The sequence below is a fragment of the Nocardia sp. alder85J genome (genome assembly GCF_020176955.2).
Lineage (GTDB): Bacteria > Actinomycetota > Actinomycetes > Mycobacteriales > Mycobacteriaceae > Nocardia.
The window spans coordinates 63,280-86,585 of record NZ_JAIUCZ020000003.1; the positions used below are offsets into that span (position 1 = coordinate 63,280).

Annotated in this window: 13 protein-coding genes; 6 read left to right on the plus strand and 7 right to left on the minus strand. The window is 69.4% G+C overall.

The genetic code is table 11. The features are described from left to right. Nucleotides 1-161: 161 nt before the first annotated feature. From LBW94_RS11845 to LBW94_RS11860, 4 genes are all read left to right on the plus strand, one after another. Nucleotides 162-692, plus strand: coding sequence for a hypothetical protein (locus tag LBW94_RS11845; protein ID WP_225061024.1), 531 nt, complete (start codon nt 162-164; stop codon nt 690-692). Nucleotides 693-938: 246 nt separating this feature from the next. After that, nucleotides 939-1,433 (plus strand): DUF6301 family protein, encoded by a 495-nt coding sequence (locus LBW94_RS11850; protein ID WP_225061025.1) that lies wholly within the window; start codon nt 939-941, stop codon nt 1,431-1,433. Beyond that, a complete protein-coding gene (locus tag LBW94_RS11855) occupies nt 1,430-1,882 on the plus strand; it encodes a TY-Chap domain-containing protein (RefSeq protein WP_225061026.1) in 453 nt (150 codons plus the stop codon). Before LBW94_RS11850 ends, LBW94_RS11855 begins: the two co-directional genes overlap by 4 nt. Beyond that, the gene (locus tag LBW94_RS11860; RefSeq protein WP_225061027.1) at nt 1,879-2,820 is read left to right on the plus strand and encodes a DUF6301 family protein; all 942 of its coding nucleotides are present in this window, start codon (nt 1,879-1,881) and stop codon (nt 2,818-2,820) included. The genes LBW94_RS11855 and LBW94_RS11860 overlap by 4 nt, the downstream gene beginning before the upstream one ends. 531 nt (nt 2,821-3,351) lie before the next feature. Here LBW94_RS11860 and LBW94_RS11865 read toward each other — a convergent pair. From LBW94_RS11865 to LBW94_RS11875, 3 genes are all read right to left on the minus strand, one after another. Further along, nucleotides 3,352-5,481: a nucleic acid/nucleotide deaminase domain-containing protein gene (locus tag LBW94_RS11865; RefSeq protein ID WP_225061028.1), complete on the minus strand. Its 2,130-nt coding sequence runs from the start codon at nt 5,479-5,481 to the stop codon at nt 3,352-3,354. Nucleotides 5,482-5,606: 125 nt separating this feature from the next. Then, complete coding sequence (locus tag LBW94_RS11870; RefSeq protein ID WP_225061029.1) at nt 5,607-7,943, minus strand: Hsp70 family protein; 2,337 nt, start codon at nt 7,941-7,943, stop codon at nt 5,607-5,609. A 104-nt stretch (nt 7,944-8,047) separates the two neighbouring features. Beyond that, complete coding sequence (locus LBW94_RS11875; RefSeq protein WP_225061030.1) at nt 8,048-8,443, minus strand: hypothetical protein; 396 nt, start codon at nt 8,441-8,443, stop codon at nt 8,048-8,050. A 1,150-nt stretch (nt 8,444-9,593) separates the two neighbouring features. Between LBW94_RS11875 and LBW94_RS11880 the strand changes: the two genes are divergently transcribed. Beyond that, a complete protein-coding gene (locus LBW94_RS11880) occupies nt 9,594-10,277 on the plus strand; it encodes a hypothetical protein (protein WP_225061031.1) in 684 nt (227 codons plus the stop codon). Nucleotides 10,278-10,449: 172 nt separating this feature from the next. Then, nucleotides 10,450-10,647, plus strand: a complete 198-nt coding sequence (locus LBW94_RS11885; RefSeq protein ID WP_225061032.1) for a hypothetical protein — start codon at nt 10,450-10,452, stop codon at nt 10,645-10,647. A gap of 5 nt (nt 10,648-10,652) precedes the next feature. Here the strand turns inward: LBW94_RS11885 and LBW94_RS11890 are convergent, their stop codons facing one another. The 4 genes from LBW94_RS11890 to LBW94_RS11905 form a co-directional block, all read right to left on the minus strand. Further along, a complete protein-coding gene (locus tag LBW94_RS11890) occupies nt 10,653-12,068 on the minus strand; it encodes a hypothetical protein (protein WP_225061033.1) in 1,416 nt (471 codons plus the stop codon). Continuing rightward, entirely contained in the window at nt 12,065-15,364 is a 3,300-nt protein-coding gene (locus tag LBW94_RS11895) for a hypothetical protein (RefSeq protein WP_255634976.1), read from the minus strand. Before LBW94_RS11895 ends, LBW94_RS11890 begins: the two co-directional genes overlap by 4 nt. Before the next feature lie 19 nt (nt 15,365-15,383). Continuing rightward, entirely contained in the window at nt 15,384-15,725 is a 342-nt protein-coding gene (locus LBW94_RS11900) for a hypothetical protein (protein ID WP_225061034.1), read from the minus strand. Nucleotides 15,726-15,892: 167 nt separating this feature from the next. Continuing rightward, nucleotides 15,893-23,251 (minus strand): non-ribosomal peptide synthetase, encoded by a 7,359-nt coding sequence (locus tag LBW94_RS11905; protein ID WP_266270679.1) that lies wholly within the window; start codon nt 23,249-23,251, stop codon nt 15,893-15,895. Between the last annotated feature and the right edge of the window lie 55 nt (nt 23,252-23,306).

A 23,306-nucleotide genomic window follows, 5' to 3' on the forward strand; every position in this document is an offset into this window, starting at 1 on the left:
GACAAGAGCAGCCTTCGATCCCGAACGAACCGGCACGGAATCCCGGTGCACTGCCGCTACGCGAAGGCATGGGCCTACGCAAACCGGTCGAACGGGGTATGGCCGGAGAGCGGAAGCTTCGAGTACTGACCGACCCGTCGACTCGTGGAGAGGACCACACAGTGGCACCCCAACTGCACACCATGGAACAGGTCCGGGAATACCTGACCTACGCCTTTCCGAGCCAGCGGTTCGAGGCGATCATCCCGAGTCGGCACGGGTGGATCTGCCGTCCGGAACTCACCACGGAGGAAACCGCCCAAGGACACGGCCTGGGCCTGAGCAACTACGCGGTGCACCGGGAGACCGGCATCGTGACAGTGCACGCGAGTCTGGACCCGGTGACGATCGGCGAAATGTACGACCAGGCGATCTCGACCGGCCAGCCGGTCCAGGGCGCCCAGATCTACCCCCCGCTCACCCGGACGATCATCCAGCGAGCCCACGAGACCGCGACGACGATCCGCTACCTGGTCCGGACCGAATCGCTGAGCCGACCACCCGAACCATCGACGGAATTCCAGCTGACCATCGACAAGAACAGCCTGAACTATCACCCGGCCGACACGATCGCGGCAGCCACGACGTCGTGGGTGGACTGGAAGCGCAGCCAGATCGGGACATGGCCGGATCAGGGGACCTTCGAGGAATAGGGCACCCGGCCGTCACGGATCGGAGGAGATGATGAATCAGGTGAACGAGCAAATACGTGAAACATTCACGGCGCATGCGCAGGAGAGCGCGAGGATGGTCGCGATCATCGTTCAGCGAATCCAAGAGCTCGAACTCCTGTATTCGGCCATCGGATGCAACCGACCGTCGAGAAGTCGAGAACAGCTCCACGGGCTCGGTCGTCAGCGCTCACTCGGGCGACCGAGACGGCGGCCAGGTTCTGTTGCATGACGGAGTGGCGCGCACTGGACCATGCGGAGATCACGCAATGGGCCACCGGCCTACTGTCTTTCACATGGTCGTGGCGCACTGCCGAGGTACCGGAACTCGTGGCCGCCTTCGGCTGGCAGGTGCTGTTGACCCGCCCCAGCCGAGTATTGTTCGACACCGGATTCGGCCTGTCCAGCGGTCTGGCCTTCGGGCTCGAAGAGGGGCGCGTCGACCACATCGAGTTGGAAGTCAGCGACACCGCAGATGATGATGCATCCGGCCACGCGCTGGTACAGGATGCGTTCGCCTCGATGGCAGCGGCACTGACCCGAGCGTTCGGTGAGCCGACCCAACGGAGACCCGGCAAGTACGCCGAAATACGCTGGGCAGGAGCAGAAACGACACTGTTGCTGGAGCGGCTACCGAGCTTGCTGCTGCTTCGCCTGGCCCGTAATGCCTACCTGGCGTCCCAGGACCGGATCGATGAATTGGACAAGCAGGGACTGTTGTGACCGACTGGGAGACCTTCGCCGCGGGACTCGTCGAGGAACTGGCCGACCTGCCGTCCGGCGCCTTGGTCGTCATCTCCGACATGTCGGACGCAGATTCGACCTACTTCGCGCAGTTCGCACAGCTCGACGATAAGTTGGCAGCCCAATTGACCGGTGACGCCAATCTGACCGGGGGCCGGCCGCCGGCCGTGGATCATCGGCAACGCCTGATCGACGTCGGTTGGCAGACACCCGATCCCACAGATTCCGACAACTGGTGGGTCGAACTCCCGTGGCCGGTCACGTCGGCGCTCTACCGGCAACTGGCGACAATGGTCGTCATCGGGCTGCGCGATGCTTTCGGTGTCGCCGAGCCCGCCCAGCTGGCGTACCGCGCATGGAACGGTAACGACCGCAACCGGCCGATAGAACTGCCCCGGCTCGGCCTTCCGAGAGTGGACCGGACATGAAATTGCTGAAGCGGCTTTCGACAGTGACGGTCCGAGGGCAACTCGATCAAGCGCATCTCGACCAATTGTGCCGGAACCTGGGCCTGGAGACCCTGGGCACGCCGAGCGCGCCCATAGGTACCGAGTTGGGCAGGCGTATCGAGGCCCACCCGCGGTTCCGCACCGTCACCGCGGTGGTCATCAGCGTGACGCGCACCGGGGCCGACGAATGGACCGTTACGGTCGATACGATCCCGTCGCAAGAATTCGCGCGCTGGCGGACCTTCCCCGAGATCGCCGTTCGCGCGTCAGGGCTCACGGTCCACCCGCCGCATGTGCCTTCGCCGCTGACGATTTCACCCGGTGACACGGCAGACAGACCCCTGGTGGATGCGTCGGCGCCCAGCGATCGGACCACGCCCGAGCCAACTGCCGCGCCCGACGCACAGGCATCATCGACCTCTGAGTCCGCCATGGACGACGACGAATTGCTGGAGCTCGTCGACGGGATGCGCAATCACGTGTGGGCCTGGCGCATGGACGATCTCGGGGGACTGGGCAGGTTCGCCAACCGCTGGTTGATTCTGCGATTCGAGCCCGGACGGATCGTTTTCGACACTCAGGCGGTGCCGGGCGAATGCTACCTGATCGGATCGAACGGCGATGTCGTGGCCATGGACGTGCCCGTGGCAGCGGTGTCCGCGACCAGCGAGCCGGAACTTTCTCGGCTGCAAGCGATCACGAACCGAATGGCGGCTGTACTGATCTCCCGTTACGGCGAACCCACGCTCTGGACTTCACGGCCCTACCCGCACATCCGTTGGCGAGACGCGAAGAATTCACTGATACTGAGCTGCGAACCGCCTTGTGTTCGAATTATTGTCGAGCCCGAAAGAGCCGCGGACGACGTCGGCTTACCGATTTCGATCGACGAAGCCATCCGCAGAAGAGGGTCCTGATCCGAGCAGCGTCGTTTCGAAGACCGCACCGGTGAAGGTTCACCTCGATATTCCAACCGGAGATCGTGCCACACGTATTTCCGCTCCGGCAGCCCGTCGGGGGTACCGGGTAGAGCGCAACACGGAGGGCCCCTCTGCCAGACTCGGCCGAGACATGGTGACCACGTAGTTATCTGTCGATACGGGCGAGATCGGGCTGTTTCAGCGTGACGTCGAGTGTTGCCGAACTGGCCGCCGGGAACGACGGTGGCGTGGCGGGTGAGAAGAAGGGCCCTCGGGCCGATCGATCGGAGCGGCGAACTCATCGTCGACTGGACCCGCCGGCGCGACGCGGGAGCATGTTCGGTCTCCGCGATGTATCGAATCCTGCTCGCCAGCAATGAGATTCGTGAACGCCGACGACAAGCTGCCCACCCGAATCGGGTGTTCGGCTGGGACATCACCGAGTTGAAAAGCCCACTACGACCGGATGGTGAAGTGGCAGGAGCCGGGTCGGCGGATGAGGTTCGGCCGGCGGCGCGGGCAGCCTCCTCAGTACGGGCCGCCCGCCAGTTCGATCAGTCGCTTCAGCAGGTTGGTGGAGGCGCCACGTTGTACAGGATCGTCGGTTGCCGGGATTGCGTAGGTGATCGGGATGTTGCCGGCCAGGAGCTGCGCCGACAGTGGATCGCAGGTGTCGGGGCAGGGCTGGCGGTCGCTGTAGAGTGCGGTGATCTTGTCGGGGCCGAAACCTCGGGCTTTCAGCTGGTCGAGGATGTGGTCGTCGGCGCCGTCTTCGCCGTCCTTGCCGACTCCGATCACGAGGTCGCCGGTTCCGGGGTCGTTCCAGCCGGGTACCTGGGCGACGCCGATATTTTGTTCGGCCGGGACGTTGGTCGTGACCCTGGTCTTGTAGGCAGCGCGGCTCAGTTCGTCGCTGTCGTAGGGGACCATGGCGAACGAGCAGTTGTGGACCAGGACGGCGATGCCGTTGGCGACGACGAAGAAGGTGGGGGTGTCGGCGATGCTGAGGTTGTAGGTGCTGGTGGTGGCGGTGTAGGGGGTTACCGCTCGGACTTCGGCGGTGGCGGTGGGGGTTTGCAGGTGGTTGCCGGGGGTGAGGGTGGCGGCTTCCGTCCAGGTGGCGGTGGTGGTGTCGTAGAAGCGGTGGCCAGCGGTCGTGTCGATGACGCCGGTGGTGTCCGGGGCCGCAATGGTGAGGTGGACGAAGTCGTGGTCTTCGTCGGTGCGGTGGACGGCGGTGACCCGATTCGTCTGCGGGACGGTCCTTCCGGGGGTGGCGTTGCGGATTTCGTCGCCCGCGGTGAGGGTTTCGATCGGGCGGGTGGTGCCGTCGGCCATCAGGACGGGGGTGCCGGCGACGAAACTGTTGCGGGTGCAGGCGGAGGCGCGGTTGTCGGTGTTGCGTTGTTCGCCCTGCTCGCTGGCCACCCAGAGATCGACCTCGGCCTGGACACCGGCGAGGGCCTTGATGTCGACGTGGGCGTGGTAGTCCAGGGTCCAGGTGATGGTGACGTTCTGGCCCGCGATTCTGGCCTGGGCGTTGGCCTTTGCTTGTTGTTCTGCTCTGATGGCGGCGATGACGGGGGCGACGCCGGGGTCCACACAGCTCAGGGTTCCGGTGCCGTTGATGGGCAGGGCGCCGGTGGCGTCGCAGCCACCGGCGGGGCGACCGTTGACGGTGACCGTCGCGGCCATCGACGCGGTGACGGTGCCGGACAGGCGGGCCTGGCGGGTGGCGGTGGTCGTGGTGCCGATGTGGCTGGTGACCGTGCAGCTGGTGTTGTCGTCGCAGCTGAGACCGCCGGCGGCGTCGAAATCGAAATTCACGCCGATGTCGACGGCGTCGGTGAGGGTTCGGGTCTGCGCGATCAGGTCCGAGTACGCCTGGTCGGTATCGGCCGGTGACATCGGCAGGAAGATGATCGGGCCGACGCCGTCCGCCAGGGGTGAGCTGTCGACCGGCAGGGGGCCGATTTGCGCGCCCGGATCGTCGGTGGTCGGGGTGGGGCGGGCGATCGCCGGGACGCTGTGGCCCTCGGGGGCGGGCTTCAGTTGCAGGACGCGGTAAGGGGCGGTGGCCGAAACATCCAGTACGCCAAGGGGCGTGGTGACCTCGAGGGCTCGGTCGGTGCCGACCGGCACGGTGGGGCCGCCGATGCGAGGGAATTCGGGGGTGGTGTCCAGGGCGTTCAGGAGTGCGGCGCCGACGGTGTTCGGCGACCAGGAACCCGGCGGCAGGCCGGTGGTGAGTCCGTCTGTGCCGGTGAGCCATCGACCGGCCACCGATTGGGCGGTCAGGCCACCGGGCAGGGCGGGCAGGGCGTTCGCGGGTGGTTTCGCGTAGGTGCGGCCACCGGCGGCCAGGACGTCGGTTCGGTTGCCGCCCTGAACGATCGAGCCCAGCGACTCTCCGGCGCCGGTGGCGCGCAGGTCCCACCGCGCCGAATCGTCGGCCGCGGTACCGGCGTAGTGGCCCACCGGCTGGGTCAGCAGCGTGTTGACGGCGAGATAGAAGGGCGCCGAATTCTGCCGGGGTTCGGGACTGCCGGGAACGGTGGTGGCACAGCCGGTCAGGGCGATCAGCGCGATCAATATCGAGCCGAGCAGGCCGCCGCGGCCGACGGCGGCACGGACACCACACATTCCTGCATATCGCATGCGATATCTCCCCCTGCTGTGCGGTTTCGGCGTAGCGCACCGAACAGCCCAGTGCGGCTCGGCATTTCGAGCCTGTCGACCCATATTCTGCAATTCTCCGCGCGGCAGCGCCACCCCACCGCCCGTCAGGAGCCGATGATCCACAGGCTGCCGTTGCCGACGGCGTAGGCGGCGTGGTCGGACGGGTCGACGGCGACGGCGGTGGCCGCGGCGGTGAGTGGGATTGTCGCCGTGACGTTTTCGGAGACCGTGTCGACGACCGCCAGGCGAGCGGCCGCGGGATCGGCGATCGCCAGGTAGGCGGTGTGATTGCCGGGGTCCAGGGCGGCGCGGGTACCCGGTGGCCCGGTCCGGACGGTGGTGGTCACGGTGCCGGAAGTGGTGTCGAGAACGATGACGCCGGCGGTGGTGGAATCGCCGGTGGTGGTGAGGTACAGGGTGTGCACGTTCGGGTTGACGGCCAGTCCGGTGGCGCCGCCGGGGGCGGGGATCGTGCCGGACAGGGTCAAGGTGGCGCCGTCGACGACGCGGACGGCCGGATCGCCGCCCGGAGCGGGCAGCACGTAGAGCGTGTGGGTGAACGGATTGATCGCGAGGTCGCGGGCACCGGCCGCCAGGTGCAGTCGGCCGGTGACGGCCCTGGTGGTGGTGTCGAGAGCGACCAGGTCGGCGTCGCGATCGTCGGAGGTGGTCACGTAGACGGTGTGCCGGTCGGGATCGACGGCCAGGTGCCGGGCGTCGGGCCCGACCGGGACGGTGGCCTGGAGGGCGCCGGTGCTGCCGTCGACCACGAGGACCGAGCCGTGTCCCTGGCGGTCGGTGGCCGTGACGTAGACATAGCGTGAATCCGTCACCAGCGCAGCGGGATAGCGGCCCAGGGGCGCGACCGTGCGCAGTGCGCGGCTACGGAGGTCGACGATCCAGATGGTGGAGTCGGCGCCGAGTACGTAGGCGGAGCCGGAGCGGACGGCCACGTCGATGGGGTTGTTGCCGATCGGGACGGTGGCCCGGATCGCCGGAGCCGCGGGGGTGAGGACGGTGGGGGCGGCGGCGGTGCCGGTGACGGATCCGGCGAGATGCCGGGTCCGGGTCGCGGCGAAACCGGCGATCCCGGCCGCGGCGAGCAGCGCCACGACGACGGCGACCAGGATCGGTATGGTTCGCGACCTGCCGGCCGGTGGCGGGCGATTCGCCAGTACCTGCTTCAGTTGCGCTGGTGTGGTGTCGATGTCGAGTTCCGCGGTGGGCGGCCCGGCGGTGTCGGCCTGCCACACCGGCAGCGGTGGCAGGCGGCGCAGTGTGTCGGTGCGGCCGGTGGAATCCGGGGCGCGGCTGGTAATGGCCGGGGGGCCGGCGATGGAGAGTGCGCCGGCCGCGAGTTCCGGATGCCACAGGGCGCCACGGGCCGTCACGGTTTCCGGCTCGCTGTCGCGTTCGATCCGGCCGAAGCTCTGCAAGCGGTGCTGCACGATCGGGATACGGGTGCCGCCGCCGGTCGGATAGACCGCGTGCAGGTCGTCGCGGCCGCGCACCCCGGCGAGTTCCAATGTCTCCTGGACCAGATCGCCGATGCGGGCCACGAACGGCCGTGCCAGGGTGTCGAATTCGGCTCGGGTCAGGGTGATCTTCTCGTCCTCGCCGTCGGCGGAGATCACCAGCGTCGCGCCGGTGGCGGTGGTCAGCCGCTGCCGGGCCAGCCGGATGGTCGCGGCGAACGAGGGGTCGTCGGCCTCGGAATCGGCGCCGAGCGATTCGGCCACCTCCGAATCCAGGTCGCGGAGCCGGTCGGCGATCCAGTGCCGGATCGCGGTGTCGAGGGCGGCCACGTTCAGTGATTCGTCGGAGCGGGCGGCCAGCAGCGGGAAGGATCCGTCGGCGGCGGCCATGAGAACCGCCACATCCAGTGAGCCACTGCCGAAATCGACCACCGCGACCCGGCGGCCCGGCGCGACCGGGCTGGTCCGTTGATGGAATCGCACCGCCGCCAGCGGTTCCGGCACGGTGCGGATGCGATGTTCCGGCAGGCCGATGTCCCGGGCGGCCCCGGCCAGGATCTGCACCTGCGGGGGTGACCACAACTGCGGGTAGGTGAGCACCACACCGGTCACCGGGCGTTGCGCCACGACCTGGGCGCGGGCGATCACCGCGCGCAGCAGCGCCGCGATGGCGGCGCGCAACGACACACTGCTCCAGCCGACCTCGAAGCTGTTCTCACCGCGCACGATTCGCTGTTTGAGGTCGATCACCACACCGTCGCGAACGGTGCGGGCCCGGCGCAACGCCTCGGCGCCGACCTCCATGGCCGTGGACGAGTGCACGAACACCGCGGCAGGCAGGAATTCCCCGGAGTCGGTGAGCGGCAGCGTCTTCGGTTCACCACCCGGGCCGTAGCCGGTCGCCGCCGCCGTGTTGTCGGTGCCGATGTCGACGCACAACCATCCCGATGGATCCACCCCCGTCATGGCGGCCTCTCTGCTGCTCCGACACGCGGGCCGATCGTAACGCGAACATCGGGCGATCGCACCCTGCTGCCGCGCTCACCAGGCAGTTCGCGGCTCGTGCGGTGTCAGCCGCCGGTGATCACCGAGACCGCGAGATCCTTGGTCTCGTCATCGACCTCGTCGAGCCGGAAGTTGTGGTCCAGGATGTGCAGGACCAGGTCGGGTTCCGGGGAGAGTCCGTGCTTGCGCAGATAGTGGGACACCGAGCCCGACCAGATCCAGGTCCCGTCGGTGCGGTAGTTCATCGGGACGTCACGTACCCCGGGGGTGAACTCGTCGACGGCGAAACTGCGCGCGGCCAGCACGATCGGGGCCGCTTCGAGGTAGGTCAGCAGGGCCTCGCGCAGTTCGGAGTCGATCGCGGGCCGATCGACGACCGGCCTACCGGCATCGTCGCGCCGGTCGTAGACGCGTGCCAGGCGCAGGGGCCGGTCGCCGTTGCCGGCGAGAGGAGGGGTCATCGGTGAAATCCTCGGGTGTTCTGCATTTTTCGGTCGATGGATGGTAGCCGGAAAATCCCGACCGACGGGTCGAGGCCGAGGGGTGCGCCGACCCGCCGGTCGAGCAGCGACTACCAGCCGCTGTCTTTCACACTGCCGCGGCCGTCCACATCGAGTTCCTCGACATCCGGGATAGGAATACTCGAAATCGGCGACCCGCGTGGGCCGGTCGAAGGAATTCGGTGGACGCTGCGGTGTGAGTGCTCTTTGTCCGGGTGTGCCCGATCAGGTCGGGCATACCCTCGATGAGGCACGCTTTTGCGTGTCGGTGATGGTCGTCACCTGTTCGCGGAAGAGACGGAAGATGTTCGCCGCCTCTTGTTGTAAGTGTTCGTTCACCACCCCGACATGCCCCCTTTTCACTGTCTTGAATCACCGTACCCGACACGCGAACTCCGGTCACCCCGAATCGCGAAGCTGTCCCCGGTGTGACATGGCGCTCGCCGGGCGCGTCAGCGGCGTGCCGGGCTCCGCCGAAACATGCTGTGACCCCGCACGACCCGGTGCCACGCGGAGGTCCGTGACGCCGACTCGGTCGTGCGCGGAGTGTCGTGAGCACCACGCGGCCCACGTCGCCGCGGCCCGAGTGCGGAAAATCGGTGGGCTATTCCCGTCGGAGGAACTCCGGTACGGCACAGATCAGCAGTTCGGCGGGTACGTCCGGTAGTTCGTAATCGGCGCGGTCCGTTGGTCGTTCCGTACCGCGAAAAATGCCGGCAGGCCGCCGCCGGCCCTCGATCGCAGCGCAGTGGACGGCATTTTCCGGTTTGTGAACGTCGATGTCGGCGCGCATATCGACCGGCTCGGTGGCGCAGCCGGATTCGGATACTCGGCTCGCCGTCCGAGTGCTTCGGATCGGCGAATGCGAAATGCAGTGCGGGACGAACTGACCCAGTCAACCGGGGCACCGGTATCGGATTATCCGATCACGACATCCGAAATCCGTGACAGTGGTGACACGCGGCCGGCGGGCGCAATGGATCGCTCCGCCGCTCCCGCGCACCCACCCCGTCCGGGAGCGGGCGGGTTAGCGCCCGGAGATCGTGCTGCATACGATCTTTCCGACGGGGTTCGCCCTGTGTGTCGATGGTTCGAGGATGGAGTGACAGCGATGGATCCGCGCCGATGCGTCGTTCTGGTTCCGTGCGGCGGGTACGTGGAGCCGGAGTGCGGGCGTGGGCTCAACGAGTTGGAGCGGCGCGGGTACAAGGTGCGGGTGGTGACCGGGTACGCCGCGATCGATCAGGCGCGCAGTCAGATGGCCACCGATGCCCTGCAGGACGGGTTCGAGAGCATCATGTGGATCGACTCGGATATCGGGTTCGATGCCGATGCCGTGGATATGCTGCTCGCCCACGATCTTCCGCTGGTCTGCGGGATCTATGTCAAGAAGGGTGTCCGCGAGCTGGCTTGCCATCTGCTGCCGGGCACCGAGAACATCGTGTTCGGCGAGGGCGGCGGGCTGCTGGAGATCAAGTACGCGGCAACCGGTTTCCTGTTCACCCACCGGGGCGTGTACGAGGCGATCCGGATGCACGAGGGGCTGCCGTGGTGCAACAAGCGATTCGGTCGTGTCACGGTGCCGTATTTCCTGCCGATGCTGCTGCCGGAGGAGAACGACCACTGGTATCTCGGTGAGGACTACGCGTTCTCGGAGCGCGCGCGGCGCAGCGGCTTCCCGATCCTGGCGGATTCCCGGATCCGGTTGAACCACATCGGGCGCAAGGGTTACTCCTGGGAGGAAGCGGGCAGCGATCAGCCGCGCTACGCCAGCTACAACTACCGGCTCACCTGAGCGGGAAACAGCCGGAGAAGTAGACGACGTCAGGGCAACGGGCTGCCCGTGATCACGCAAAGAGTTGGTAACGGCTGCGTTTCGGGTGTGCGTCAGCCTCCGGTTCGAGCAATCATGGAGTAACGGGTGTTCTCGTCAGTGGCGCCCGGCTTCCGCGGGGAGGTGGATCACCGTGTCCGACAACCAGATCTGTACTGCCGATGTACGACCAGCGGACCTGGAGGAGGCGCATCGGCTGATGCAGGTACATCGCGCCTGCCCACGCTCGTGTCCGAGCCGGCGCGCGGCGCTGGCGACCCTGGTCGCGGCCGGGCACTACCGGCTGTCCACCCGGTTCGGGCCGACCGACGACACCCAGGTGGCCAGCTGAGGCGGTCAACTCGCCGGTGATACCAGGCCGGCCAGCGCGAATTGGGCGAAGGCGCCGACCAGATCGGTGTCACCGTCGAGATCGAAGGCGGCCGCGACGATGTCGCGGGTGACCGTGGCGGATTCGGCGGCGAGCACCAGGTCGCGGACCGCGGCTCCGGCCGCGCCGGGGCCGAGCACTCCGCAGACGACCTCGGTGACCGTCTCCGCGGTCCACAGTGCGGGGACGGCGGCGCCGATGCGCGCCGGTGACGGTGACTGGCCGCAGTGCCATCCGGCGCCGTCCCACCAGTAGCAGAAGGACAGTTGGCCGGTGATCACGCGCGGGTTCAGCACCGGGGCGGACACCCATTCCGGCGCTCCGGCAAAGTAATCCGGCATCGGGGCGCCGTCGTTGTAGGCGGCGTCCAGATCGGGGGCGTTCCAGACGCCGCCGGACAGCACGGCCCGGTTGCCGGGCAGCCGGTGCAGGGTCGCCCCGCTGCCGGTGGTGGCCTCGAAGATCGCGGTGGCGCCGAGAATCCTCGGGCCCCAGTCGGAGCCGACGGCCACCGCGGTGGCGGCGACGGTCGTCCAACGTGCCCAGAGGGTTTCCGGGTCGAGGAACCGGAACGGCGTCGCGACGGTGCCCGCCTCGCGATCGATCCGGGCCCGCACCACCGACTGGGCCGGGGTTCGCAGCTGCGGGCGGCGGTCGTCGAGATGCGCGGCCAGCCAGACCGGTAGCCGGTCGAGGGGGAAGGCTTCCAGATCCGCTCGGTAGTCGTCCGGGGTCAGCAGTTGAGTCGGCGGGAACGGCTGGTCACCGTAGTCGAATTCGTGGCCGGTCGCGCCGGATCGGTCGCGCCGCAGCCGGACCCGCCACCACGGGCGGCCGGTCAGTGGAACCGTCACCGTCCGCAGCAGACGCACCAGATCCGCGGCGGCGTCGGAGATCTCGGCGCGCGTCGGCTCGCCCTCGGCATCGAGGAACATCGCGTCACCCGTCATGGCCGAGATGGTCAGCGCACAGGTCATGGTGAGTTGTTCCCACCGGGGTGGGGCGTCCGGCAGCAGTGCGCCGGTGATGTCGGCGACGAGTCCGGTGACGTACTCCCGGATGTCGGTGGTCGGGTCGTACGAATCCTCGACTGCGGACGCCGTTGCGGGGATCGGGGCGGTCCCGGGGACGGGCTGCACCGCGGCGATCGGGGTGGGTTCGGAGGCGAGGGGTCCGGACCGTGGCATCGGCTCCGGTGCGCTCGCTGCCGCACCCGAGCGTGCTTCCGCGGGAACAGATGTGGTCTCCGTGCCCGGGGCCACGTCCGCGGCAACTGCCGGCGCAGGTGCGGCCCCTGGCATGGCTGCGGTCATGCTGAACGGAATGTCGGGGCTGCCATCGGCGATCAAGAGCGCCTCACCGTCGGACTCGTTGTCGCTCATCGGTTCTCCGCCTCCTGATCGTCGTCGGCCGGATCACCGTCGTCCGAGCTGTCGTCGGCCGAATCGTCCGGCACATCGCTGTCGGCCGGAGTGCAGTCGTCACCGGGGGTTTCATCGCTCCAGCCGCCACTGGAGGAACCGGGGTCGCCCACGCCACCGGCCCACCCCTCGCCCGGGGGACCGCCACCGTTCCGGCCGCCATCACCGGAACCACTGCCCGACGCGGCGCCGCTACCCCGACCGGCGGGCGGACCACCGTCACCCGGCCCGCTACCGCCGTCTCCGGGCACCGGGCCGGGCCGGCCGTCACCACCGAAACCATCGCCCGGCGAACCGCTTCCGCCCGGCGGGCCACCGGTGTACCCCCCATCGCTGCCGACGGAACTCCCGCCACCCACGCCACTGCCCGATCCACCATGGGGACCGTCACCGGGATGAGGACCGTCTCCACCATCGGGACCACTACCACCATGATGCGGACCATCCCCACCATCCGGACCACTACCACCATGATGCGGACCATCCCCACCATCCGGACCACTACCACCGTCCGGCCCACTCCCCCCGGGCTGCCCGCCCCCGCCCTGCCCGGTGCCCGCCGGATCGAGCCAGAAGGATTCCGGGGGCGCGGTGAGGGCGACGAACGGGTCCGGCATGCTCTGGTCGAGTTTGTGCTTGCGGTTCTTGGGTTTTCCGCTCATGTAGCCGCCGTCGATCAACTGGCGCTCGAAGCGGAGGTTCTTCTCGAGGTCGGCCAGTTCCCGGCGCAGCCGGACTTCCGTGCTGCCGGAGCGCAGCAGTACTTCGTCGCGGGCGCGGCCCATGTCGTCGAGGCGGTCCACGACGGCCTGGGCGCGGGCGCGGTCGTCGATCAACTGGTCGCGGGCAGCGGTGGCGCGGCCGAGAGCGGCGGTGCGGGCGGCGATCTCGGCGGCGCGGCGATCGCGTTCACCGTTGAGCGGACGGAGTTCGCGGTCGATGTCGGCGAGCGCGCGAGCGTCGTCCGGGGCCGTGCGGGCGCGGGCCTCGTTCAGTTGCCGGATCCGATCGTCGGTGACGGCCTGGGCTCCTTCCAGATCGCGGCGCTCGGTCGTCAGATCGGTGAGTTCCTGCTGGCGGCGGACGAGTTCGCGATTCGATTGCCGCAGTGCCGTATCGAGATCGTCGTGGGCGCGCCGGACCTCCGTGCCCGCGGCGGTCTGGCGGTCGATCACGGTGTCCAGGTCGGCCACGCCGCCCGGGGCGTTGCGGCTGCGCAGTGCGGCCAGACGCCGGTCGGTGAGTTCCAGGCGGGCGGCGGCGCGGTCGACATCCCCGGATGCCGTTCGCTCGTCCTGGGTGGCGTCGTGCAGTTGCTGCCGGGCCTGCTGCCGCGCGGCGTCGTCGACGGCCTCGTCGAGTTCGGTCTGGCGCTGCCGCACCAGATCCCGGGCGTCGGCGTGCTCGTCCTTCGCCGTCGCCAGCGCCTGTTCGTGCTCGGCGCGGGTGTTGCCGAGTTCGTCCAGTTCGGGACCGATCGCGGCGACGCGGCGCCGCACCTCGGCGTCGGCATTGCCGAGTTCGGCTCGGCGGCGGTCGAGTTCGCCGATCGTGTCGCGGACGTAGTGGTGGGCGCCGGCGTCCTGGTTCCGATAGCGGTTCGGCAGTTCGGGTTCCAGGCCGGCGAGCACGCCGACCTCGTCGTCGGTGAGTGCGCCGCGTCCGCGCAGCGCCCGGTTCTCGACCTCGCGCTGCCGCTGGGCAGCCACCGGGGGCGCCGCGTGCTCGCCACCGGCGGCCTCGCCGGCCCGCTGGGTGTCGGTGCGGACCCGGGTCGCGATGCGGCGAGCGGTGTTCAGCCGGGCCCTGGCGTTCACGACATCCGGATGCTCCTCGGGATTCGCGGCCCCCTCCGCGATCGCGCGGCCGCGGGTGCGGACCACCTCGAGTTCGGCCTGCCTCTCCGCCACCTGGGATCGGTTGAGCCGCAACTGTTCCACCTGCTGCCGCTCGGCCACCGCGGGACGATCGTCACCGGCGGTGCGCAATTCGTCGCGGTGACGTTGCTGCATCTGCTGCCGTACCTCGTCGAACGAGCCGACCGGCTGATTCTCCCGGACCGGCCGCGGCACCACCTCGTCCTCGGCGGGCGGGTGCAGATTGAGGGCGTCGGCGTCGAATCGCGCTCCGGTGCCGGGCTTCGCGCCGAGCTCGCCGATGTAGCCGCGCTGCGCGCCCATGATGCTGTTGCTGGCGGCGGCGCCGATCATGCCGTGCCACAGACCGGTGACGTCGAAGGTGCCGGTCCAGGCCGCGGCGACGCCCGCGCCGACCACCGAACTGGCCTCGGTCGAGATCACGCCCGTGAAGGCGCCGGCCGCGCCGCCCCAGATGCCGCCGGTCGCATCCTTTCCCAGCGAGCCCAGCAGCGACGCGGCGCCCCGCCCGGCGTAGGTGGCGACCGCCGCGCCCGCGTACCAGCCGGCGATCGAGGCGGTCACCGACATGCCGAATTCCTTGGCGTCGAAGCTGTCCCGATGTCCCTCGGCCATCTGGATGCCCTGCACGAACACGTCCTGGCCGCCGGCCCAGATGGTGTTGTTGATCGCCTTCTCGATCAGGAATTTGGTGAGCCCCTCGGGCATCTTGGCCAGCGACAGCGCCAGCGCCTCGTCGGCGCCGAGCCGCCCGGCGGCGCCGGCCAGCGACGGGGCCGACTTCGCGACCAGTTCGGTGAACGGTTTCGCGATGATGCCGGCGAGCCTGCCGGGCTGATCGCCGAGTACCGGCACGAATCGGATGGTCTTGACCAGATAGCTGCCGACGCCGGGGATCTTCTCGATCGCGTCCAGGGCCATGTTGGTGATCCGGTAGAGATAGGCGCGGGTGGCGCCGATCTCGGCGGCCTCGACCCCCGGTGCCGTGGGCGGCCACAACCAGGCCGCGATGATCTGCGTGGCCAGCATGACCAGCGCCATGATAATCATGATCTTGGTCTGTTCCATGGTGGTCGCGGCATGCCGGGTCGAGGTCCCGATCTGCCGGTAGTCGGCCACCAGTTTGGCGATCGAATTGTCGCCGGTGAGCAGTTGCTGCATCTCCGCGTCGACCGCGGCCACGGCACTACCGTCGAGATAGGCGTGGGTGACGTCGGTGCGGGCCGCGGACAGCAGCGGGGCGACGTCCTTCTCTATCTTGTCCGCGGCATCCAGCCAGGCCTGGGCCATCGCGAACATGCGATCCTCGTCGCCGGCGGGCCATTCCGATCCGGTGACCCAGCCCAGCCAGCGCAAACCTTCCGGCAGGTAGAGCGACACGATACGGCCGAGTCCAGCCTCACATGTTCCGGAAGTTGTCGCGGCCGGAGGCCTCGTTGCCGGTGAAGTTCCCGGCGGCGTCGATGAGGGTGCGGCCGACCGAGCCGATCACGGAGGCCATGTCGGAGCCGCCGCTCAGCAGATCGTCCCGCGCGGCGACGTAGCCTTCCTTCCCGTCGGCGAACTTCTTGCCGTAGGAATCGTCACCCCAGGTCTGGGATCCGTAGTTGTGCAGGGCAGTGGTCAGGTCGCCGACGATGGCGGCGAGTTGTCCCTGGGCGGTGGCGGATCCGCTGCCGCTCAACTGCCTGCCCGCATCGGCTAGTTTGCCGGGATACACCACGATCGAGCCGCTCGCCATGACACCTACTCCGATCACTCACCTGTGATTCACCCGAGATTGCGGCTGCGGCAATCTCGATGTCACCTCGTAGATAGTCGGACTTTAACCATTTCGGGTCGCCCGGGTGGGGCGGCTGCGTTAAATCGATGTGATTTCGCGACATGAATTGCCGTGTCGTGCAGCGTTCATCGCAGGTCGGCGAGTGCGACCGCCGCGGGCAGCGCGGACCACGGGCCGGCGCCGGACGGGACCGGCCCGTCGGTGAACACCACCGCGCGCAGGTCGGTCGGCGTCCGCGGATCCAGTTTCGCGAGTTCGGCGGTGCCACCGAAGACATGGGTGACCCACTCGTCGGCGAGCAGGGCGTTGTGGTCGTCGGCGGTCTCGATGTCACTGCGGCCGAGCACGATCGACGCGCCGACCAGGCCCACCGCCACCATCTCCACGACCGCGGCCGGATCGCGCGCCGGGCCGAGGTGGAACGTCCGCGACTCGTAGGTGAGCTTCGTGGCCGTCCGCAGCCGGTCGGCGATCGCCGCCAGGCCGTCGTAGTCGACCGGAATGTCCAGCAGCAGTGCGGGATCGACGCCTTTCAGGCGGGTGATGCGATGCGCGTAGGTCACCGGCGCCGCGGATTGCGCCTCGATCGCGGCCGTCACCATCGGGTCGTCCAGCCGCAGCCAGCCGATTCCCGGCATCGTCTCGGCACGATCGGCCAGGGCTCCGGAGGTCACGCCGATTCCCGCCTGCGGCACCACATCACCCGCGACAGCGGTCACCGGGCCGGGCTCGGAGAGCCACAGCACGGCGGCGCCGGCCTTCAGCACCGCCCAGATGGTCACGACCGCCTCGATGTCGCGGTCGAGCAGCACTCCCACCGCGTCACCGGGACCGCAGCCCAGCGCGATCAGCACTCGCGCCAGACGTGAGGACCAGGCGTCGAGTTCGCGATAGCTCATCTCCTGATCGCCCGCGACCACGGCGGGGCCGTCGGGGTCCTCGTCGACGACGGTGCGCAGCAGCGCGGTGAGTTGCAGGCCCGACACCGTGACGTCGAAATCGGCGACGGCCGAGGTCGATTCGGTCGTACGGGCACCGGCCGGCGCGATCCGGTCCAGGGCGATCTCCGGGTCGGCGGCGACGGCGATCAGCAGTCGTTCCAGCTCACCGGCCATCACGACCGCGGTGGTCGCCTCGAAGAGATCGGTGGCGTAGGCGAATTCGACGATCATGTCGGCCGGGTCGCCGGATTCGGTGTGGCGGGGGTCGATCGCGATCTGAAGGTCGAATTTGGCCGCCACCGCGGCGATGTCGAGCGCCTCGACGGTCAGTCCCGGCAGTCGCAGCACCGGCGTCTCGGTGGTCTGCACCGACAGCATCACCGACAGCAGCGGATTGTGCACCGACGCGCGGCCCGGGGCCACCTCGTCGACGACGCGCTCGAACGGTACGTCGGCGTGTGCGAAGGCGGCCAGGTCGGTGTCGCGGGCCCGGTCGACCAGATCGGCGAAGGACATACCGGATTCGACCGTGGTTCGCAGGGCCAGCGTGTTGACGAACATGCCGACGAGTTCGTCGAGCGCCCGCTCGCCGCGCCCGGCGATCGGCGTCCCGATCACGATGTCGGATTCCCTGGTCAGCCCGGCGAGCAGCGCGGCGAGGGCCGCGTGCAGCACCATGAACATGGTCGAGCCGTGGCGCCGGGCCAGGTGTGCCAGGTCGGCGTGGACCGGGGCGGGCAGCGTGCGCCGCACCGACGCGCCGCGCATCGAGGGCACCGGCGGACGCGGATGATCGTGCGGCAGCGGCAGTTCCGCGGGCGCCCCCGCGAGCCGGTCACGCCAGTAGGCCAGTTGGCGGGCGGCGGGTGAATCCTCCTCGTCGCCGGCGCCGATGACCTCCCGTTGCCAGATCGCGTAGTCCGCGTAGTCGAGTTCGAGCGGACCCCAGCCGGGCGCCGCACCGGCGGCGCGCACGGTGTAGGCGGCCATCAGGTCGCGGGCCAGCGGGGCCAGCGAGGCGCCGTCGGCGGCGATATGGTGCACCACCCAGACCAGGATGTGTTCCGGCGTGCGTGCCGCGGTCGTCTCCAGCAGTAGTACCCGGACCGGAACCTGCTGTGTCACATCGAATCCGGTGGACATCAGTTGCCGCACCCGGCCCAGAGGCGCGGTGGACTGTTCCACCGGCAGGCCCTCCGGCAGCGCCTCGGCGGCGGACGTCACCACCTGGCAGGGCAGACCGGTGCCGTCGTGCAGGGGATAGCGGGTCCGCAGCGTCTCGTGCCGGTCCAGCACATCGGTGATCGCGTGCCGCAGCGCGGGCACGTCGAGAGCGCCGGACAACCGGACGGCCAGCGGGATGTTGTAGGCCGTCGACGCCGGATCGATCTGGTTCAGCACCCACATGCGTTGCTGCGCGGGCGACAACGGCACCGGATCCGGGCGCCGGGTGCGGACCGGCGGCCGCCACCCCGCCGCGCGGGCCTCGGCGGAGGCGGCGCGGGCGGCCAGCGCCGCGACCGTCGGCGCCTCGAACAGGGTCCGCACCGGAATGTCCGCCAGCAGTGCCCGGCTCAGCCGCGCCACCGCACGGGTGGCGATCAGCGAGTTGCCGCCGAGTGCGAAGAAGTCGTCGTCGACGCCGACCCTGGCCACGCCGAGCAGATCGGCGAAGACTCCGGCGACGATCTCCTCGATCGGCGTCGACGGCGCCCGGAACCCGCGCGCGGCGAATTCGACCGCGGGCAGGGCCTTCCGGTCGAGCTTGCCGGAGGCGTTGAGCGGGAACTCGTCGAGCACCACGATCCCGGCCGGGACCATATAGGCCGGAAGTGTCTGCGACAGGGCCGCTTTCACCGCATCGGTCACGATCACCGCATCGGGTTCACGAACCACGTAACCCACCACCTGATCACCGGCGTGCGGATCCTGCCTGACCACCACCACCGACTGCGCCACCCCCGGCTGCCCCAGCAACGCGGACTCGATCTCCCCCAACTCGATCCGCAGGCCCCGCAGCTTCACCTGAAAATCGGTGCGACCCAGATAGTTCAGTTCACCATCAGCGGTCCAGGCCACGAGGTCACCGGTACGGTACATGCGTTCCCCGGTCACGGAGAACGGATCGGCCACGAAACGATCCGCGGACAGATCCGCCCGCCCGAGATAGCCACGAGCCAACTGCACACCCGCCAGATACAACTCACCGGGTACACCGGGAGCAACCGGATGCAATCGCGCGTCCAGCACATACACCCGGGTGTTCCACACCGGTCGCCCGATCGGGACCGCCACCGCATCGGTCTCGGCCACTTCGTGATAAGTGACGTCGACGGCGGCTTCGGTGGGGCCGTACAGGTTGTGCAACCGGGCCCCGGTCAGCTCCCGCAACCGCTGCGCGGTGGGGGCGGGCAGTGCCTCACCGGAGGCGAACACCTGCCGCAGACCGCTCGCCGACACCTCCGTGGCCGCGGTATCCAACGCCGACACGAACACCGACAACATCGACGGCACGAAATGCGCCGTCGTCACACCGTATTCGGCGATCACCCGCGCCAGATACACCGGATCCCGATGCCCGTCCGGACGCGCGATCACCAGACTCGCACCGACCTGCAACGGCCAGAACAACTCCCACACCGACACATCGAAGGTCGCGGGAGTCTTCTGCAACACCACATCCGCAGCCGTCAACGGATACTCGTGCTGCATCCACAACAAGCGGTTCACGATCGCCGCATGAGTGACCGCCACACCCTTCGGACGGCCGGTCGAACCCGAGGTGAAGATCACGTACGCGGCGTTCGAATCCCGGAGCGGGGCAAGCCGATCGGCATCGGTGACCGGGTGGTCGGCGTACCCGGTCAGGTCCGTCCGGTCGAGCCGGATCACGATGTCCGGGGCGAGCGCGGCGGCCAGGTGCGGCGCCGCCGCGAGGTCGCGGGCCGTGGTCAGTACGCAGGCCGGAGTGGCGGTGTCGAGTACGTCTCGGGTGCGGTCGGCCGGATGGTCCGGGTCGACGGGGACGTAGGCGGCGCCCGCGGCCACCACCGCGTACAGGCCGGCCAGCAGATCCGGCGAGCGGCGCATCGCCAGCGCCACCCGGGTCTCCGGGCCGACACCGAGCGAGATCAGGTGGCGGGCCGTCCGATGCACCCGGGCGGCGAAATCGGCGTAGGACAACCGCTCGGCCTCGAACACCAGGGCGGGCGCGTCCGGGGTGGCGGCCGCCTGCCGCGCGAACAGCCCGGCCAGCGTCGCGGCCGGCACCAGGTGCGTGGTGTCGTTCCAGTGCCGCAGCACGCGCTGCCGCTCGTCCGGCGCCAGCAACTCCACCTCGCCGATCGCGCGATCGGCGTCGGCGGCCACCGCGGCCAGCATCCGGTGGAAGCGGTCGGCGAAGCCGATCACCGTGCGCTCGTCGAACAGGTCGGTGGCATAACCGAAGGCGGCGGCCAGGCCCAGCGGCGTACCGTCCTCGCCGTGCCGCTCGACCAGGGTCAGGTGCAGATCGAATTTCGCCAGTGGCACCGCGATGTCGACACCCGCCACGGTCAGCCCCGGGAAATCGAGCTGCTCGGCGGCGAGGTTCTGGAAGGTCAGCATCACCTGGAACAGCGGATGCCGCGCCCGCGACCGCACCGGGTCCAGCCGTTCCACCAACTGCTCGAACGGCACGTCGGCGTGTGCGAAGGCGGCCACGTCGCCGGCGCGGACGGCGGTGAGCAGTTCGGTGAACCGCCGCTGCGGCCGGACCTCGGTGCGCAGGACGAGCGTGTTGACGAACATGCCGATCAGGTCGTCGATCTCCTGATCACCGCGCCCGGCGACCGGTGTGCCGATCGCGATGTCGGCGCTGCCGGACAGCCGGGCCAGCAGCGCGGCCAGTGCGGCGTGCACCACCATGAACACGGTCGCGGTGTGCCGCTGGGCGATCCGGGCCAGCGCCCGGTGCAGATCGGCGCCGATCTCGAATTCGACGGTCGCCCCGCGATGCGATGCCACCGCCGGGCGCGGCCGGTCCGCCGGCAGCGCCAATTGTTCCGGCAGCCCCGCCAATTCCCGATCCCAGAACGCGATCTGCTGCGCCAGCGGTGATTCCGGATCGTCCTGCGACCCGAGCGTCTCCCGTTGCCACAGCGCGTAATCCGCGTACTGGGCCACCAGCGGCGCCCACGGCGGCTCGTGGCCCCCCGACCGGGCAACGTACGCCGTCATCAGGTCGCGGGTCAACGGTCCCGTCGAGAATCCGTCGGCGGCGATGTGATTCACCACGCAGACCAGGACATGGTCCGGGAGAATGGAATCCGGCGCCGGCAACCGGAGCAGCCGCAGCCGCAACGGCGGCACCACCGTCACGTCGAAACCCTCGAGCGCCGCGGCGGCGATCAGCGCGGTGACCTCGTCCGCGGTGGTCTCGATCACCGGAAGACCCGGTACCGCACGCGGATCCGACACCGGCAGCACCCGTTGATATCCGATGCCGTCGTGGTCCGGGTACACCGTCCGCAGCACCTCGTGCCGGGTCACCAGATCCGTCACCGCCGCCCGCAGTGCGGCCACGTCCAGCCGTCCGGACAGTCGCACCGCGAGCGGGACGTTGTCCACCGCGCTCGCCGGATCCAGCCGGTTCAGGAACCACATCCGCTGCTGCGGGAACGACAACGGGATCCGGTCCGGGCGCGGTACCGGCCGCAGCCGCCGCCCCGCGGCCAGCTCCGCTTCCCGTTCCACCCACCGTGCCAGCGCCGCCACCGACGGCGCCTCGAACAGCGCCCGCACCGAGACCCGGGTGCCCCGGGCGGCGCCGATGCGGGCCACCGCCTGGGTCGCCAGCAGCGAATCGCCGCCCAGCTCGAAGAATTCGTCGTCGGCACCGACCGGTGCGCCCGCGGTCAGCAGGGCCGCGAACACCTCGGCCACCATCCGTTCGGCGGCCGTCGCGGGGGCCCGGAACTCGCGGCCCCGGAATTGCGGCTCCGGCAACCGGGTTCGGTCCAGCTTGCCGATCGGGGTCAGCGGCAGTTCGTCCAGCACCACGATCGCGGCGGGAATCATGTGGTCCGGCAACGACTTCGACAGGAAGTCGGCCAGTGCGGCGGGTTCCACCCGGGCGCCCGGACGCGGCAGCACGTATCCGACCAACGCCGTTGCGCCGGAGGGCAATCGGCGGCCGATCGTGGTCGCGAACGTCACCTCCGGATGCGCGGTGAGGGCGTTGTCGATCTCGCCCAGTTCGATACGCAAGCCGCGGATCTTCACCTGGAAATCCGAGCGCCCCAGATATTCCAGCGGCCCACCGGCCACCGCGGTCCGCACCAGATCGCCGGTCCGGTACAGCCGTTCGCCCGGAACTCCGTCGGCGGCCGCGAACGGACTGGCCACGAACCGATCCGCGGTCAGGCCCGGCCGGCCCAGATAGCCGCGGGCCAGGCCGGGACCGGACAGGTACAGTTCGCCGACCACACCGGCGGGCACCGGGCGCAACCGCGAATCCAGGATCAGCGCACCGACTCCCGGGATCCGGGCGCCGATGGTCACCGGCTGTCCCGGCCGCAGTGCGGCGGTGGTGACCATCACCGTGGCCTCGGTGGGCCCGTAGGCGTTGAACATCGTCCGGCCGTCGCGAGCCCAGCGGGTCACCAGTTCGGCGCCGACCCGGTCGCCGCCGCACACCACGGTCCGCAGCGCCGGGAAACCGGCCGGGTCCATGGATTCCAGGGCGCCGGGGGTGATCAGCAGGTGCGTGACCTGTTCCCGGACCAGCAGTTCGGCCAGTTCCGCGCCGCCGAACACGTCCGGTGGCGCGATCACCAGCCGCGCTCCCGCGGCGAAGGTGAACAGCATCTCCATCAGGGAGAAGTCGAAGCTCGGCGAACTGACGTGCAGCACGGTCGAGGCCGCGGTGATGCCGTAGGTCCGCCCGACAGTCGCCATCGCCGCGATGCCCCGGTGGGTGACGGCCACCCCCTTCGGCAGCCCCGTCGACCCGGAGGTGTAGATCACGTACGCCAGGTGGTCGGCGGCCGGGCGGCGCCGTTGATCGGCGTACGACACCGGATGCGACGAGCGGGCCGCGATCCGGGCCGCCGGTTCCGGCTCGTCCAGCACCAGCCAGTCGACCGGACCGCCCAGGGCGGCGCGATGGGCCGACAGCGTGAGGCCCAGGGCCACACCGGAATCGGTGAGCAGGTACGCGATCCGGTCCGGCGGATACATCGGGTCCACCGGCACGAACGCGGCCCCGGTCTTGGCCACCGCCCACACCGACAGCACCGACTCCACCGACCGCGCGATCCCGATCGCCACCACCTCGCCGGGGCCCGCGCCGCGGGCGATCAACTCCCGCGCCAGCCGCGAGGACGCCTCGTCCAGTTCGCGATAGGTGAGCTCGCGGCGGACGCCACCGGCGGGCTCGAACCGGATCGCGACCGCGTCGGTCGCCGATTCCACGGCAGCGGTCAGCAATTGCGCCAGCAGCGTGCCGGTCGATCGGTGGCCGGCCACTCGTCGCGCGCGGCGTCGTCCACCCGGCTCGGTCACGGCGCCACACCTCCACTGGCCCGCTCCGCGCGCGGCGGAGCGACTGTCCTCGGGC

Bases quoted from the DNA above. Each gene is read 5' to 3' on its own strand.
- LBW94_RS11850 (WP_225061025.1), top strand. From the start codon at position 939: ATGACGGAGTGGCGCGCACTGGACCATGCGGAGATCACGCAATGGGCC.
- LBW94_RS11860 (WP_225061027.1), top strand. From the start codon at position 1,879: ATGAAATTGCTGAAGCGGCTTTCGACAGTGACGGTCCGAGGGCAACTC.
- LBW94_RS11865 (WP_225061028.1), bottom strand. From the start codon at position 5,481: ATGCGATATGCAGGAATGTGTGGTGTCCGTGCCGCCGTCGGCCGCGGC.
- LBW94_RS11870 (WP_225061029.1), bottom strand. From the start codon at position 7,943: ATGACGGGGGTGGATCCATCGGGATGGTTGTGCGTCGACATCGGCACC.
- LBW94_RS11875 (WP_225061030.1), bottom strand. From the start codon at position 8,443: ATGACCCCTCCTCTCGCCGGCAACGGCGACCGGCCCCTGCGCCTGGCA.
- LBW94_RS11880 (WP_225061031.1), top strand. From the start codon at position 9,594: ATGGATCCGCGCCGATGCGTCGTTCTGGTTCCGTGCGGCGGGTACGTG.
- LBW94_RS11890 (WP_225061033.1), bottom strand. From the start codon at position 12,068: ATGAGCGACAACGAGTCCGACGGTGAGGCGCTCTTGATCGCCGATGGC.
- LBW94_RS11900 (WP_225061034.1), bottom strand. From the start codon at position 15,725: ATGGCGAGCGGCTCGATCGTGGTGTATCCCGGCAAACTAGCCGATGCG.